This is a genomic window from Leptonema illini DSM 21528 (assembly GCF_000243335.1).
GTDB classification, from domain to species: Bacteria; Spirochaetota; Leptospiria; order Leptospirales; family Leptonemataceae; genus Leptonema; species Leptonema illini.
Genome location: NZ_JH597773.1, coordinates 3,542,544 through 3,556,995 on the forward strand (window position 1 = coordinate 3,542,544; position 14,452 = coordinate 3,556,995).

A 14,452-nucleotide genomic window follows, 5' to 3' on the forward strand; every position below is an offset into this window, starting at 1 on the left:
TGACTCGAACTTCGTGTTCAGTTCCTGGCAGAATTGACTTGCTTTTTTCACCTGATACGTTTGTGTCGACGTATGGAAAACCGTCGACACAAACTACTCCTGCTTCCATCCGCGCTTTTTCTCTCTCTGCTCTCCTGCGGCGGCGGTGGAGGCGATGATGACTCTTCACTGCTCTTTTTCCTGCTCGCGTCGGGCAATGGCGCCTGCACTGCCGAACCTTTGTTCGGCGATCAATGGCATCTACTGAATTCCGGCCAATCAGGCGGCACATCGGGAGAAGATGCCGGCGTGACGGGAGCGTGGGATGCAGGCTACACGGGTAGCGGCGTAACGATTGCCATCGTCGACGACGGTATCGACATCCTGCATGAAGATCTCAGGGCGAACATCAATACCTCGCGGAATTACAACTATGTGGAATCCAGCACAGACCTGGCTCCGCACTTTCTCTATGCAACACACGGGACGTCTGTTGCCGGTGTCAGCGCCGCCGATTGTAACGGCAAAGGCGTATCAGGGGTCGCTCCTGACGCTACGATGGTCGGCTACAACCTGCTGCTGACGAACAGCGATGCCAACAACGCCGATGCGATGACGCGGAACGGTGACATCGTCGCCGTCTCGAACAATAGCTGGGGAGCGCCTGACCTTCTGGGTACCCTGAATGATAGCCTCTCCAGTAGCCTGTGGCGGACGGCCATCCTTGACGGCATCAATAACCAGCGCAACGGAAAGGGCATCATCTATGCCTGGGCGGCCGGCAACGGCCAGAATTCAACCACAAACCGAATCGATAACTCGAACTATGACGGCCAGGCGAACTTTCGCGGCGTCATGGCCATCTGCGCCGTTAGCAACGCCGGCAAGCAGTCTTCTTATTCCGAAAGGGGCGCCAATCTCTGGGTCTGTGCACCGTCAAACGGCGGTTCGCTTGGTATTACGACGACCGATATACGCGACAACTACGGCTATACAACCTCCGATTATACAGATGATTTCGGTGGAACATCGTCGGCCTCGCCGCTTGTAGCCGGCGTTGTTGCCCTGATGCTTCAGGCCAATCCCGACCTGACATGGCGCGATGTGCGCTACATCCTCGCCCGAACCGCTCGCAAGGTCGACCCCACCGACACAGATTGGATTAATAATGACGCGGGCATTCCCGTTAACCACAAATACGGATTTGGCGTCGTCGATGCCTCCGCTGCGGTTACGATGGCCAGAACCTTCACGAGTATAGGCGGAAGCTCGACTCTTAAATCAAAGGCATCGAACACCGATTCCCCTGCAGCCGCAATCCCCGACAATGACGTCAACGGTATCAGTCGGACAGTTACGGTGAGCTCGTCGGGGATTACTGATATTGAATGGGTCGATATTGAGGTAACCTTCGTCCATACCTACGCCGGCGATCTGAATTTTGTGCTGACTTCGCCGGACGGAACAACGGCCCACCTTTCTGAAAAGCATGTCTGCACTGATGGAACCAATATCACCGCCACCTGCCCGTTCAATGGTACCTGGCGCTTTGGTGCCGCTCGCTTCCTTGATGAAACGGCCGACGGCACCTGGACCTTAAAAGTAACAGACGGAGCAGCCGACGACACAGGCACACTGAACTCATGGAGCGTTACCGTCTACGGACGCTGAGACGAGTACATAAGGAGAATAGCAATGCACAGCAAGAAAATCATACTGCTTCTGACCGCGCTCAGCGTGGTCGCCCTGAAATGTTCGAGTGTCATGGCCAAACCAGGTGAAACGACTGCCGAGGCCCTGCCGTATGTGTACTATGACGGCGATACACAGCGAACCATCTATCTGCGGCCCGATCTGCTTGCGGAGTTCGGCGATTCAAAGGCCGTTACAAAAGCCGATCCATCGGCGTCACCGCTTAAAAATCAGGGAATGGCCGTGATCTATCGCGTCAGCGATTCCGGCGTGAAGACAAAGATCCGTCAGGGCACGTTCAGTCGTTCCATCAATGGCGCCGTCGTATCTGAGGTCTTCAGTTCTTCGCCCGGCGGCGGCGCTCTTTCGGCGCTTCCCGGCAATATCATCATTCAGTTCAAAGACGACCAGACCCGAACGCAGATCAATGCATTCCTGCAAGCGCGCTCGTTGCCGGTCGTCAGAACGATGCAGATTGGCGTGAGTGAATTCTACGTCGTCAAATCGACTCCGGGCATAGCGTCGCTTGAAACGGCGAACCAGCTTCGTCTGCTGCCCGAAGTGAAAAGCGCTCAGCCGGACTGGTGGAGAGAGGTTTCCCGGCGCTGATATTTGCCGCAGGCTACTCTGAGGAAAGGGTGGCCTGCTTTTCCGGAAAGCGAGAAGTTTATTCATGGAATCGGCCATTCCGCCGATAATGCATCCAGGATGATTGCAGAGATGAAGACACTCGCCACGAAAGCCTTTGGAACGATCGAGATAGACTCTGGAGCCATCTATACCTTCTCCGACGGCCTTTACGGCTTCGCCGAAGAGACGGAGTTCGCGCTGCTTGCAGGCAAATCCGACTCGCCGTTTCTGTGGCTTCAGTCGACGAAAGACGAGCACCTGGCCTTTATCCTGATTGATCCGCGTTCGCTGATTTCTGACTATACGCCGAAGACGCTGAAAAGCGACCTTGAAGCGCTTGAGATCGAATCTGTGGACGATTGCCGCATCTTCACTATCGTAACCATCCCGCAGAACGCACCGGAAGAGATGACGGTTAACCTCCAGGGCCCCGTTCTCTTGAACGATAAAAACCGAAAAGGCCGACAGGTCATCTCTGACGACGACCGCCACGGAGTACGCATGCCCGTACTCAAGCTGATGGAGGCAGGCCGTGCTGATTCTGGCGCGTAAGTTAAACGAATCCATCATGATCGGCGACGATGTAGAAATCGTCGTCGTCGAGATCAAAGGCGACCAGGTAAAGCTGGGCATCCGTGCTCCGCGCAACGTCGCCGTGCACCGGACCGAGATCTATAAAGAGATCCGTGATCAGAACACGCGCGCCGCTGAGACTCCGGCTCCGGAATCGCTCGATAGCCTGGCGTCGTTGATCAAGAAAAAGAAGCCGAAATAGCAAAAAGCTCCTCTGCGTTTCGCAGAATCAGCACCAGGCGATTGAGAGCTTAATGATTCCGTAGCGCCTGCACCTTGCGTCCGCGAAAGCGCTCGAAGAGCACGCCCAAAAAAACGGCGGCAGAGAATTCCCACGCCGCCACGAGGTTCAGGCTCACAAACCACAAGTGAGCCTCTGGAAAAAATAGTGGAGCTACTCCTGGATCTGAAAGCCTGGCGCATTCAATATCAGATTTCGACGGGAGCTGTCTTTCAGGTTACGCTCGGACGTAGAAGAGTAGGCCCCTGCGTCCGTAACATCGGGGCGATCACCGGAGCTGCTTTCGGGAGAGAAGACCTGGTCGCCATCATCGCTATCAAAGAACAGCATGTTCTCACGAATCACTTCGATAGTGATACCGTTCGGCTTCTTTGAAAGTGTCGATACCGGCAATACGACAACGTAAGCCTGATCGTAACCAAACCGGGAAATATCTGCCGGCAGATTGAACGACACCGCGTCATTACTTGATAGATATGCTGATTGCGTATGCTGCATAGGGAACAATGGCGTTTGAGATTCGTAAAGAGCGCCCATCTTCCCATCTGCTACTGCGATCCGGGGCGATTCAGAGGTCTGGCAACTCCAATCTCCCATTGTTGCACCCGCCATGATATCCACTAACGCGCCATTACTGGCAAGCTCCGCCGGACAGCTATCGAGTAGAACGGTATGAGTAACAAGTCCGCGCTCAATAAACCAATTATCATAAGCGTAATAATTGGAATAATAAGCCTGCCAGTAGCGCCTGTTGGGATCAGAGACTTTTTCGGGAGGAAAGAATACGTTGACCGATTTCAGGACGAGTCCTATACGATCGTAGGTGGTTCCCATTTCAGAAAGATCAGCGCCGTAAATATAACCCAGCTCTCCCTCACGAATGGCAACATGGAAGCCCATGACGCAATCCCGTCCATTCGCATAAACCCCGCTACTCGGGTCCACAATGCTGACGCCGTTCTCAAATGTCTCGGTCCCGGGCGCGGGCCCACCTTCAGATTCAGGAAGGAAACCGACCACATCGCAAACAACCAGCGACATGACGGAAGGCGTCAGGAATACGTCAGGGAATCCGTCCCCCGTACCGTCACCTTCCGACCGCGAAGCGGCAGCCGGATGGGAAGAAGTGCTCGCACGCGAAGAAGAAGCAAACTGAAAATTCAACCCGGAAAAGGGCATGAAACCCAGAAGCATGAACATCGACAGGGTATCGTCGTCCTTCGACTTCCCACAACTGAGGAATTGGCTCATAGTGAAAAGCGTCAGAAGAAAGGTACTGAATCGTCTCATCTTTTCAATACTCCTTTAAATAAGGCTATCTCAAGAACTAACAGCAACTTTGGTTTCTCAGGGCTATTCGCATGACCTTTAGAGGCCATCTCAAGAGTGGCCTCTAAACAAATCCAGCAACATCAAAGCAATCCTGACTCACACATCAAGTCACTTCGAAGGCAACACCCCATTTATACACTAAATGTCCAATATTAAGTCAAGACTGCAACAAACAACAATTGATGCAATCATTTTTTGCTCGCGCCTGAACAGCCACCATGGTTTTGGCTTTCCGCTATCATGATCGGCGACGATGTCGAAACTCCGGCACCGGAATCGCTGGATAGCGTGGCGTCGCTGATCAAGAAAAAGAAGCCGAAATAACAAAAAGCTCCTTTGCGTTTCGCAGAATCAGCACCAGGCGATTGAGAGCTTAATGATTCCGTAGCCCTCACCTTGCGTCCGCGAAAGCGTTCGAAGAGCAGGTCAAAAAAAAAGGCGGCAGGGAATTCCCACGCCGCCAGGCGGTTCAGGCTCAGAAATCACAGAATGATTCTGAGCCTTTGAATATATCAGTTATATCGGACGAGAACCCCGTTAACGCCGGAGTATACCGCTTCTACGCTGACATTATCAAACGTGTAGCTTCCAGCACCACGGATAGTTCCACCTGCATAGACCGCACCGCTTGGATCAACGGAAAGCGTAGTGAAATAAGAGAAATCATATCCATCTCCGGATTTTGCCACAGCTGCATTCCCCGAGCCATCGTACTTCAACAGAAGGGGGCTATAGCAGCCTGTACACTGCGTGGTTACGCTTGCATTGTTGCCGAACGAAACGGAGTTGTTATCGTACGCTGCTCCTGCGGCAAACAGACTACCGCCTGCATCCAGTCCTATTGCACGAATATCGGTCGAAGCCGAAGACTCTGTTGTGGTCTTCGCCCATACAGGCGATCCAGACGCATCGTATTTCACTACCAGTGCATTCAAACCACCGGCATAGGCGCCCTGCGGGCTGACGGAATTTCCTAAACCGACCGCAGCTCCACCGTTCAGCCAACCGCCCACGTAGACGGCACCGGATGCATCCACTGCAACAGACGAGAAGGCGGTGGAGGTTTCGCCTGATTCAGTGGATCGTGCCCACTGGGCGGTACCGGCCGAGTTATATTTTACAAGCAAAGCGTTGGAATCGTTTGCATCTCCAGAGACGGTCACACCGTTTCCAAAGTTAAAAGGGAGGGCAGAATCGACGTTGCCCGCAGCGTAGATATTCCCACTTGAATCCAGAGCAACATCGGTAAAAGATGCATCGTCAAATCCGGTGTCGGCAAGCGTTCGTGCCAACTGTGCAACGCCGGCCGAGCTATACTTTACAAGAAGTACACCGTGCCCATAGGATGGGCCTCCTGTATCGGGGACTTCTCCTGTCACGGTCACGCTATTGCCGAAATTATAAGTCCCGGTACCGACGACGCTCCCAACGACGTAAATAGCGCCGGCAGAATCCACTGCCAGTGCATTGAAGGAAGAATCGTCCGGTCCTGTTGCGAGCGTCCTGGCCCATTGTGCGGCACCGTTCGAATCATACTTTATCAACACACCATGAGACGGAAAAGCCGATGGGCCTTGCAGGGTCACACCATTCCCACAATTCAAAGCAGTATTGCCCGTTACTGTACCGACAACGTAAACATTCCCCGCGCTATCCGCGGCCACATCAGAGAGTGATACCGACGCCCCACAAACGGTTGTTGCCCATTGAGCAACACCCGATGCATTGTATTTAACCAGAAGCGAAGTGTTCGCATAGGCTACATTGAAGGATGCTTGAACACTGTTCCCAAAATCATACGTACCGCTAATCCCTCCGTATGTCACGATATAGACGTTCCCGGCCGAATCCACTGCCGATCCCCGATACTCCGATGCGCCCGTTGTTGCCTCTGCGGGAGCGGCGGCCCAGCTCGCATTGAGCGATGACCCGGCAGAAGAAAGAAGGAAGAACAGAAGTCCTTCATTTCCATCGCCGTCCTTACCTCCGCAAGCAGAGGCGAAATTGAACATCAGAAGCGCCCCCAATAGTATTCCTGATAGTCGTTTCATTATTTCCTCCTGTTTCGCAGTGCTCCGATGTGACGAAAATCACAGGATCAGAAAGCACTCACCGTGACTGCACCCGGTCCAATCCCTGACAAACATCACACTATAGCACCAGACACACGATGAACGACATCGAGTCAATAATATTTCCCAGTCCAGATTCATTCAGATGGCTCCCGTTCTCACAATGGCTCCGGCTCAGAAATCACAGAATGATTCTGAGCCTCCTGAAAACTGAGGAATGATGGCGAGACCGTAGATATCAGAAAGACGCGACTGTGGGGAGGCTGACGCCGGCCCGGGAGAGGCTATCAAGAGTTCTGAAAGCCCCTGTCGAGCGGTTTGTTTAAGCCACACCCCAGAAGCACATTCTCTCGCTCAATACTCGGCCAGTATAACGTCCATCGTGTCGATGATCTCATAGCGCAGCTCTCGCAGCTCCTGAACCTTGCGTCCGCGAACGCGTTCGAAGAGCAGGCCGCCGAAGAAGGCAAGGGCGGCCTTGAGGCGTCGGCCATGAAAGACCGAGAATCGCCAGAGACGGCCCATCATATAAACCATGATCACGGCGACGACGCTTGCAAAGAAGGCGGGATTCTCGCGAATCCAGACCGGATCAGCCCAGCTCAGGTGTGTCGCTGCCTGTGTCGCATACTCCGGCCCGAAATGCAAAACAGCATAAAAGATGCCGACTCCAAAGAGCGGATACGTGATCAAGGCGACGATGAACGCCGCAATGATGGCCTGTTCGTCTCCGTCCACCTGAGCGCCCTTCTTTACATCGACGACTCTGTAGCGCATGAAGCCGGCGGCGCGACGCGGAAGCCAGTTCGCCAGATAACCATAGGCGATGAAAGGAAGCAGCAGGATGCCTTTGAACAGAGCGATGAGATGATGACCGATGGCTTCAAGGTTAACCTGCCGCCGGATGGTCTCGTCGTCAAGACGCATGGCCTTCAGCTTTCGTCTGTATTCCTGAATCAGACGCTGTAGCTTCTCTATGACCTTGCGCCCGTCTGCGTCCTGACTCGCCGCCTGGATGCTTTCGGCGACGCTCTTGCTGAGAACGTACTTCTCTTTTACGTTCTCAAACGTTCCCATGTACTTTTGCGAGCTTCGCACAAATAGATCGGTGGCATCATCGATCAGCGGGACCAGGCTTTCCTCGGGAATACTGATGATCAGCCGTTCGATGTCGGCCTGGAGTCGATTCTTGCCGGCGAGCATCAGACTTTTTTCGAGCTGAACGCGCTCCTTCTCGCTCAAAGACGAATAGTCCAGTTTGCGATCCTTCATAAGATCTTTCAGCTTGAAGGGCTTGCCGAAGATGATGCAGACGGAGCTCTGAAACTTGTTGATACGATCGTAGAAATACCCATAAGGAACGATGCGCAGGTTCAGGTTATAATCGAACTCCTTTTCGGCAGCGAGGGCGAGCATCATAAAGCCGAGCTTGATCTTGTTCAGTTTACGACTGTCTGTGGAGCGCCCTTCGGCATAGATATTAAAAAGTCGGCCCGTTACAAGGCGCTCTACGGCATCATCGATCATAGCCTCATTGGCCTTCAGGCGTTCCTCTTCGCTGATTCCGCTTTCGCCCTTATCCTGCGCTCGCGAAACGGGCACCATCAGGGCATAGTTCTTCAAGATGTAACCGAGGACGGGGATGTTCGTGATCGTATCTTTTGCCGCCGTCGCCACCGGATGACGCACGACGGTTAGCAGATTGAAGAAGTCGAGCAGCGAATTGGGATGATTCCCGACAAGAAAGACGGCGCCATCGGGCGGGATGTTCTCCAGGCCGATGGCCTCGATTTCAGAATGCTGCGTTCTGGCAACCGTACGGAAGAGAGAACGTAGAGGATAATAGAACAGACTGGCGCTGCGTCGCACCGATTCAATGCCATGATAGATCCGGCCGCTCTTAGAATGAGGGCTGTGGAAAAAACGTCCGATAAGCGGTAGCTTGCTGAATAGACTCATGTTCCGTTCCCTGAACCGTGAAGTCGGCGTCAGATTCCGACATCAAGTGCTGTGGATATTCTGCACCGTGCATCTATAGATCAACCAACAAAATCAGGGCAAAAAATCTTTCCATATGAAGCCCGATGACTCGGTGCTGTCAGGAGGAGAACGGGGCGACCCGGAGACGACGCTTAGCCTCGCCGACCGGAGCCACTTTTGCGGTGGCTGCGACAACTGTTGCAGGAAAGCAACACAGATCGGCCAGCAGATCGAGGTCTCAGGAATATTTTCCTCACGATAAAAAATGGAAGGACCGGTAGATTGCGAATTACTGAATGGGTTTCAAGTAGGAAGAACACATCACAAGCGACCTCAAAACCCGGGTTCTCAGATCGCTTGTGATGCGTATGAGTTTTCCTTAAAAGGGCACGTTTTCGGACGCGCTCCTGAGTTTATTTTCAGCGAGAGCTGAATTGAAAAAGGGAGAATACAATGAAATTTGATCGAGATGGCGACCGCCTGGTCATAGCAGGCGCAACACGGACTCCGATCGGACAGGCCGGCAAGAGCCTGACCGAGTACGACTCCTTCCAGCTGGGCGATATGGTCCTTGCGGAAATCATTAAACGTACCGGTGTAGACAGGAACAAAGTAGACGGTCTGATCGCCGGTGAAATCGGCCAGAGCTCCAAGGCTCCGAACGTGGCGCGCGTTATGGCCGTTAAGGCAGACCTGAAACTCGAAGGTTCCGCGGTAACCGTCGCCAACAACTGTGTTTCCGGATATGAAGCCATCAATGAAGCGGCCCGTCGCATTCTGCTCGGCGAGAACGACGTGGTAGCGGTGATCGGACAGGAGTCCATGACCAACTACGGCTATTATCTGAATAACGCAAAGCGCGTCGCAAAGACCGCCTCGCTCGATAAGCTGAAGCAGAACTGGAACGAGATTCCCGGAATGGAAGAGGTCACCATCGTTGATGCCGTTGTGGAAGGTCTGACCGACCCGGTTCGCGACGCGATGATGATTGATACGGCCGAGGTTGTGGCCCAGAAACTGGGATTGGACAAAGCCACGCTCGACAAATACGCTCACGGTTCTTACAAAAAGGCATACGAGGCGCTGGAAGGCGGCAAGTACGATCCTTACCTGATGCCCGTGAAGCACAGCAAAGGCGTGCTGGACAAAGACGAATATATCATGTCGAAAAAAGGCTTCGTAGAGAAGCCCGACCGTTTCGAAAAAGCGGGCGCCATCTTCGAGCATCCTGAAATGGGCGGCATGAAGAAGTTCTACGACCGTTACGGCAAATACATCGGTAAAAGCTATAGCGACGGCGTGCAGGGCGCGGTGAGTCTGTTCAATGCCTGTCCTCAGTCCGACGGAGCAGGCGGATGCATCGTCACCACCGAAAGCAAGGCTAAAGAACTCGGCCTGACTCCTCAGGCTTATATTAAAGGTTGGGGTAACTATGGCGTCGATCCCGTTATCATGGGCCTGGGCATCGCCTATGCCATGAAAAAGGCTCTGGAAAACACCGGCCTGAAGTGGGACGATATCGGTAATTTCGAGATTCACGAAGCCTTTGCCGCAACCGCTCTGGGCAGCATGGTCGTCGTGCGCGATGAGTTCGGTTACGACCTCGTGGCTCGCCTGGAAAAAGGGGATGTTAACCCTCACGGCGGCACGCTGGCCCTGGGCCATCCGCTCGGAGCTACCGGTCTGCGTGTCCTGATCAATCAGATCATGGGACTGAACGCAAGCGGCGCCCGCTACTCCATGGGTTCCATCTGTGCCGGCGGCGGCGTAGGCGGATCGTTAATCCTGGAAAAATTCGGCTAAGAAATTCGAAACCTCTGATGAAAGGGGAGGCGTCCGATGGGCGGCTCCCCTTTTTGTTGCTATCGAACGCCCGCTCTACTTTGCAGGCGAATCACTGGCAGACCGATCAGGCTTTCAAATAGGTGCCGAGATAGGCGACAACGGCTCGCTTCGCTTCCTGTACTAACGGCTCGATCAGATCAGCATGCTTTCGATACGAGAAGCGAAGCACACTGTCGCCGATAGCAAGGCCGATGCTTGCAATCTCTTCTTCTCGATCGAAGGGCTCGATACCGAAATGCTGATGCAGGCCGTCAAGACTGACGCGAGCCATGCGCGTATCGATGTCCTGACCGAGCTCGCGAGCTCCGCTGAGCATCGCACCGTATCCGTATACAAGACGCGGAAAGGCGGTTTCGCTTTTGGTAACGTCGACGGCGACATCGATGAAGCGCTCGATATAGGCCTGCCAGTTCTTGAACTTCTCGCTTTCCAGATCGGTGGCCTGCTCGATCAGCATCTCACCATGGAGCATGCGGATGCCAAGAAAAATGGCCTCGATGTTGGGGAAGAAATGATACGCAGACGGACGCGGAATCTCGGCGCGTTCGCAGACCATCGCAAGCGTGATCTCTTCGGGCGCTTTCTCCCGTAAAAGTTCAAGCGCCGAAGCAAGCAGCGTCGCCCGACGCGTGCGGCCCTGCTTGCTTGTGAATTTAAAAGGACGCGGAGCAAGCTCCGGAAGAAGAGAGGCATCAACAAGTTTCGTATCCATTAGAAATGGAATCCTCCTTTGAAAAAAGCCTGGTGTCAATCAGGAACTGCAAAAAAGGACAGGTCGAACAGCTCAGCGAGCAAAACAGCCCGATTAGCGAAGCAGGAAAAAGGGTTGAACCAGAGCGCGCTTCCCGTAGAAACCGCTCAGCATGATTGATATGACGAAAAAAATAACAGAATCCTCTCTCTTTCAGAACTTTATCACGGCCGTTATTCTGCTAACTGCCTTACTGGTCGGTCTGGAAACATACCCGTCGATGATCGACGCCTACGGGCCGTTGCTGCACACGCTCGATCTTCTGATCCTTGCCATCTTTGTGACTGAGATTGCCCTGAAGCTTGTCGCTCGCTGGCCGCGGCCCGAACTCTTCTTTATCGATCCCTGGAACGTTTTCGATTTTGTCATCGTTGCCGCCGCATTTTTGCCCATCGATGCGCAGTACGTAACGGTGCTTCGACTCCTGCGACTGCTGCGGGTGCTTCGCCTGGTTCGGGCGCTTCCTCAGCTGCGTATCCTCGTCTCGGCGCTTCTGAAAAGCATCCCCTCGATGTTTTATGTGGGTATCTTTCTCTTTCTGCTTTTCTACATCTATGCTGTGGCCTCGGTCTTTCTTTTTTCGGCGAACGATCCCGTTCACTTCAAAGACCTTCCGCTCGCCTTCATCACTCTATTCAGAGTGGTCACGCTTGAGGGCTGGACGGAGATCATGTACATCCAGTCCTACGGATGCGATAACTATGGTTATGACGGCATGGAAGCGTTATGCACGCATCCCACTGCCTATCCCGTTCTCAGTCCGCTATTCTTCATCAGCTTCGTATTGATCGGCACGATGGTCGTACTGAACCTGTTCATCGGCGTCATCATGAACGGTATGGATGAAGCGAAAGAAGAGACCGAGGCGGAAGCGATGCTTAATCCGCAAACGCCGTCAGCTCTCGAAGAATGGAAGCAGCTGACCAAAGACATGAAGGCCATGGAGCACCGCATGGCCGCCATCCGCAAGGCGCTGGAGGCTCAGGGCCCTCGCAAGTCTTCAAAGAAAGCCCGATAAAAAAAGGCCGGACTGTGCGTCCGGCCTTATCAGGAATTTTGTCAACGTTATACAGGGCCGGCTTCGGCCCGTTTTCAGTCCATTCTCCAACCGCCCATGGTTCTTATCGGGCCCGGTTGCGTTTCTCTCTTATAAAACGGTGAAGTTGCGGCTCACACCCTGATAGGATTTGATCGCTCCCGTCCATCCCGATTTCCAATGCCCGCGATGGCGGATGCGATAGGTGCCCGGCGCAAGGTCCGACGTATCGACCGAGACCGTGACCTTCGAATAGGCGATGCCGTCGCGCTGCCAGCGATAGATCGTCGCCGGATCGTTATCGCGGAGCACCGTTATCCATTGCCCGTTTACAAGACGCTCGATATCGCCGTAGCTGCTTCGAATGAGCGGGTCGTTCTTCGGATGTCCGCCCCAGAAGACAGCTTTAGCGATGGCGCCGCGATTATACGATGTGGCGGGCTGCTCGACGATATCGCCGAAGTTCTTGAACCAGGGCACATCGTCGAATACGACGCCCGTTTGCAGAGTCGTCTGATAGTCGGTCAGATCGGGGGGCACCGGACCGGGCGAAACGGACGTTCCGGCCTGGAGGGAGTCGGCTAACTTCGCGAACTCCTGCTCGTATGCGGGCAGCGTGTTCGGTCCGAACTGCGTCGACGCTCCTTCGTAATGCTGCAGGGCGTATTCTTCAGGCGTCGTTACATAGGATGTGTAGGCGTTTGAGAGCCCGGCGACGACGACGATATCATCGGCATTGCGCTTCACGGCGTTTCGCAGACGACGTCCGGCCATTGTGGTGATCTCGGCGGGTACGGCGGCGATTTTTAGCTGACCGATCTGAACGATCTGAAACGGAATGATCGGCGGAGTCCACGGATTGCCGTCAAACGACGCCTCTCCCGTCGGAATCAGGATGGGCTTCTTTTCATGACAGGCGACATAGGCCGGATCAAGCGTAGAAGGCCAGGCGATGGACAGGAAGCCCGACAGGAAACTATGAAGAAAGGCGTTGCGCGAATTCTCATTCCACTCGACGGAATCGACCGTTACGCCTTCGTCGAAAAGATCGAGCGAGACGGCGTTATCCTCGGTGGAGCCGGCAGAGAACGAAGCTCCCATGGCCGCCTTACAGGTCGACTTGCCGACGCTATCGACAAACGTGTTATACATATTCACGTGTTTGTGACGAAAGTCGATCGGGCCTTCAAGGCGTACGGTGGCCGTATCAAAAAGCTCGCGGGCCTTATCGTACTGACGGTCGGCGATGATATTCTCGCGCTCGTAATCATGAACGCCGTCGGCCGGGCCCCAGAGGTTAGGCGATACGTCGCCGGCATTGGACTGGGCAAAGGCGGCTACAAACGTCGAATCGGCCGTATAGCTCGTTCCTCCGTCCTTTTCAAAGAAATAGGAGGCGAGGCCCTTGTTATCGCCGCCGATCAGCTTATTCGTCGGCCCGACGCTCGTCGGATGCACGGCAAACCAGTTGATCATGCCGATATCGGTGCCGTTCTGCCTTTGCAGTCGAAGCAGCGTCATCTTCGTGTCGACGTTCGACGCATACTGCGACCTTTCAGAGGCGGGGTTGTTCTCATAGGCGATAGGCGAACGATTCATGCTTGCGTTTGCAAGATCGCCCTGATTCACGAAGATGCGGCCCGGAGCGACGTTCTGATGGGCGAGCTTGATCGACCGATAGATACCGTCGACGATGACTTCGTAGTTTTCACGAATGAAGCCCATCGTCGTAACGTTATACATGAAGTAATGCGAATATCCGCCAGGGCCGCTGTGTGTATGCGTGGCCGAGAGAAGAACGTTCGCCTCGTTATAATAAGGAGCAAGATCGGGATCGGCGGCGATCTTACGGGATACGCCCTGCTTCACCGATTGAAAGATCATGCCAAGGTCGGCCGAAACGAAGACGACGCGCTTCGCACCGTCCCCGATAACGAAGGCTCGCGACCACAGTCGCATATAAATACCTTCGGTCTTCTGGTCGGTTTCGGCGAATCCCATCATACCTACTTCGGCGGCCGGGCCCGTAATATCGTACAGACCTGCTCCGATCAGGTAGAGCGGTTCGCCGCTTTGAAGCGACATCGCCTGCAGATTCGCCTCGGGCGTATCTGCAATGCTATCCGTTAATGGAAGCAACAGGCTTCCATCAGAGTCCTTTTTCCCGCAGCTTACCAGCATTACGAGGGCGACAAGCGCCATGCATTTGCTGCGGAGGATGGTTTTTTTCATGTGAGTATCCTCCTTGTTTTTCGCAAGCGACCTTCTGAGGGGTCGTGAAGCTATCTGTACACATGGGCAAAAAACTTGCAACTATTAAT

At 54.0% G+C, this 14,452-nt stretch carries 11 protein-coding genes; 6 read left to right on the forward strand and 5 right to left on the reverse strand.

Translation table 11 applies throughout. The features are described 5' to 3' along the window. Window positions 1-72 precede the first annotated feature (72 nt). The 4 genes from LEPIL_RS16300 to csrA all read left to right on the forward strand — a co-directional run bounded on the left by LEPIL_RS16300 (window position 73) and on the right by csrA (window position 3,076). Complete coding sequence (locus LEPIL_RS16300; protein ID WP_002774094.1) at window positions 73-1,650, forward strand: S8 family serine peptidase; 1,578 nt, start codon at window positions 73-75, stop codon at window positions 1,648-1,650. Window positions 1,651-1,674: 24 nt separating this feature from the next. Continuing rightward, a complete protein-coding gene (locus LEPIL_RS16305) occupies window positions 1,675-2,280 on the forward strand; it encodes a S8 family serine peptidase (RefSeq protein ID WP_002774096.1) in 606 nt (201 codons plus the stop codon). A 111-nt stretch (window positions 2,281-2,391) separates the two neighbouring features. Next, window positions 2,392-2,853 carry a flagellar assembly protein FliW gene (gene fliW, locus LEPIL_RS16310; RefSeq protein WP_002774101.1) on the forward strand — a complete coding sequence of 154 codons (462 nt, stop codon included), beginning with the start codon at window positions 2,392-2,394 and terminating at the stop codon, window positions 2,851-2,853. Then, window positions 2,834-3,076 carry a carbon storage regulator CsrA gene (gene csrA, locus LEPIL_RS16315; protein WP_002774103.1) on the forward strand — a complete coding sequence of 81 codons (243 nt, stop codon included), beginning with the start codon at window positions 2,834-2,836 and terminating at the stop codon, window positions 3,074-3,076. Before fliW ends, csrA begins: the two co-directional genes overlap by 20 nt. Window positions 3,077-3,268: 192 nt before the next feature. On the opposite strand, the gene srpA is transcribed toward csrA, so the two are convergent. The 3 genes from srpA to LEPIL_RS16330 all read right to left on the reverse strand — a co-directional run bounded on the left by srpA (window position 3,269) and on the right by LEPIL_RS16330 (window position 8,478). Continuing rightward, a complete protein-coding gene (gene srpA, locus LEPIL_RS16320) occupies window positions 3,269-4,405 on the reverse strand; it encodes a sigma factor sigX-regulated lipoprotein SrpA (protein ID WP_002774107.1) in 1,137 nt (378 codons plus the stop codon). Between the two features lie 554 nt (window positions 4,406-4,959). Continuing rightward, on the reverse strand, window positions 4,960-6,498 hold the full coding sequence (locus LEPIL_RS16325) for an NHL repeat-containing protein (RefSeq protein ID WP_002774109.1): 1,539 nt from the start codon (window positions 6,496-6,498) through the stop codon (window positions 4,960-4,962). A gap of 375 nt (window positions 6,499-6,873) precedes the next feature. Then, window positions 6,874-8,478 (reverse strand): 1-acyl-sn-glycerol-3-phosphate acyltransferase, encoded by a 1,605-nt coding sequence (locus LEPIL_RS16330; protein WP_002774111.1) that lies wholly within the window; start codon window positions 8,476-8,478, stop codon window positions 6,874-6,876. 474 nt (window positions 8,479-8,952) lie between these two features. On the opposite strand from LEPIL_RS16330, the gene LEPIL_RS16335 reads away from it, so the two are divergent. After that, complete coding sequence (locus tag LEPIL_RS16335) at window positions 8,953-10,302, forward strand: thiolase family protein (protein WP_002774113.1); 1,350 nt, start codon at window positions 8,953-8,955, stop codon at window positions 10,300-10,302. A 106-nt stretch (window positions 10,303-10,408) separates the two neighbouring features. Here the strand turns inward: LEPIL_RS16335 and LEPIL_RS16340 are convergent, their stop codons facing one another. Next, complete coding sequence (locus LEPIL_RS16340) at window positions 10,409-11,056, reverse strand: TetR/AcrR family transcriptional regulator (protein WP_002774114.1); 648 nt, start codon at window positions 11,054-11,056, stop codon at window positions 10,409-10,411. A 160-nt stretch (window positions 11,057-11,216) separates the two neighbouring features. Between LEPIL_RS16340 and LEPIL_RS16345 the strand changes: the two genes are divergently transcribed. Continuing rightward, window positions 11,217-12,113, forward strand: a complete 897-nt coding sequence (locus LEPIL_RS16345; RefSeq protein WP_246811970.1) for an ion transporter — start codon at window positions 11,217-11,219, stop codon at window positions 12,111-12,113. 129 nt (window positions 12,114-12,242) lie between these two features. Here LEPIL_RS16345 and LEPIL_RS16350 read toward each other — a convergent pair whose 3' ends face one another. Continuing rightward, a complete protein-coding gene (locus tag LEPIL_RS16350) occupies window positions 12,243-14,363 on the reverse strand; it encodes a neutral/alkaline ceramidase (protein ID WP_002774118.1) in 2,121 nt (706 codons plus the stop codon). Window positions 14,364-14,452 lie beyond the last annotated feature (89 nt).

Excerpts from the sequence above, each read along its gene's own strand:
- srpA (WP_002774107.1), bottom strand. The coding sequence starts at position 4,405 with ATGAGACGATTCAGTACCTTTCTTCTGACGCTTTTCACTATGAGCCAA.
- LEPIL_RS16330 (WP_002774111.1), bottom strand. The coding sequence starts at position 8,478 with ATGAGTCTATTCAGCAAGCTACCGCTTATCGGACGTTTTTTCCACAGC.
- LEPIL_RS16305 (WP_002774096.1), top strand. The coding sequence starts at position 1,675 with ATGCACAGCAAGAAAATCATACTGCTTCTGACCGCGCTCAGCGTGGTC.
- fliW (WP_002774101.1), top strand. The coding sequence starts at position 2,392 with ATGAAGACACTCGCCACGAAAGCCTTTGGAACGATCGAGATAGACTCT.
- LEPIL_RS16335 (WP_002774113.1), top strand. The coding sequence starts at position 8,953 with ATGAAATTTGATCGAGATGGCGACCGCCTGGTCATAGCAGGCGCAACA.
- LEPIL_RS16325 (WP_002774109.1), bottom strand. The coding sequence starts at position 6,498 with ATGAAACGACTATCAGGAATACTATTGGGGGCGCTTCTGATGTTCAAT.
- LEPIL_RS16345 (WP_246811970.1), top strand. The coding sequence starts at position 11,217 with ATGACGAAAAAAATAACAGAATCCTCTCTCTTTCAGAACTTTATCACG.
- LEPIL_RS16350 (WP_002774118.1), bottom strand. The coding sequence starts at position 14,363 with ATGAAAAAAACCATCCTCCGCAGCAAATGCATGGCGCTTGTCGCCCTC.
- LEPIL_RS16340 (WP_002774114.1), bottom strand. The coding sequence starts at position 11,056 with ATGGATACGAAACTTGTTGATGCCTCTCTTCTTCCGGAGCTTGCTCCG.
- LEPIL_RS16300 (WP_002774094.1), top strand. The coding sequence starts at position 73 with ATGGAAAACCGTCGACACAAACTACTCCTGCTTCCATCCGCGCTTTTT.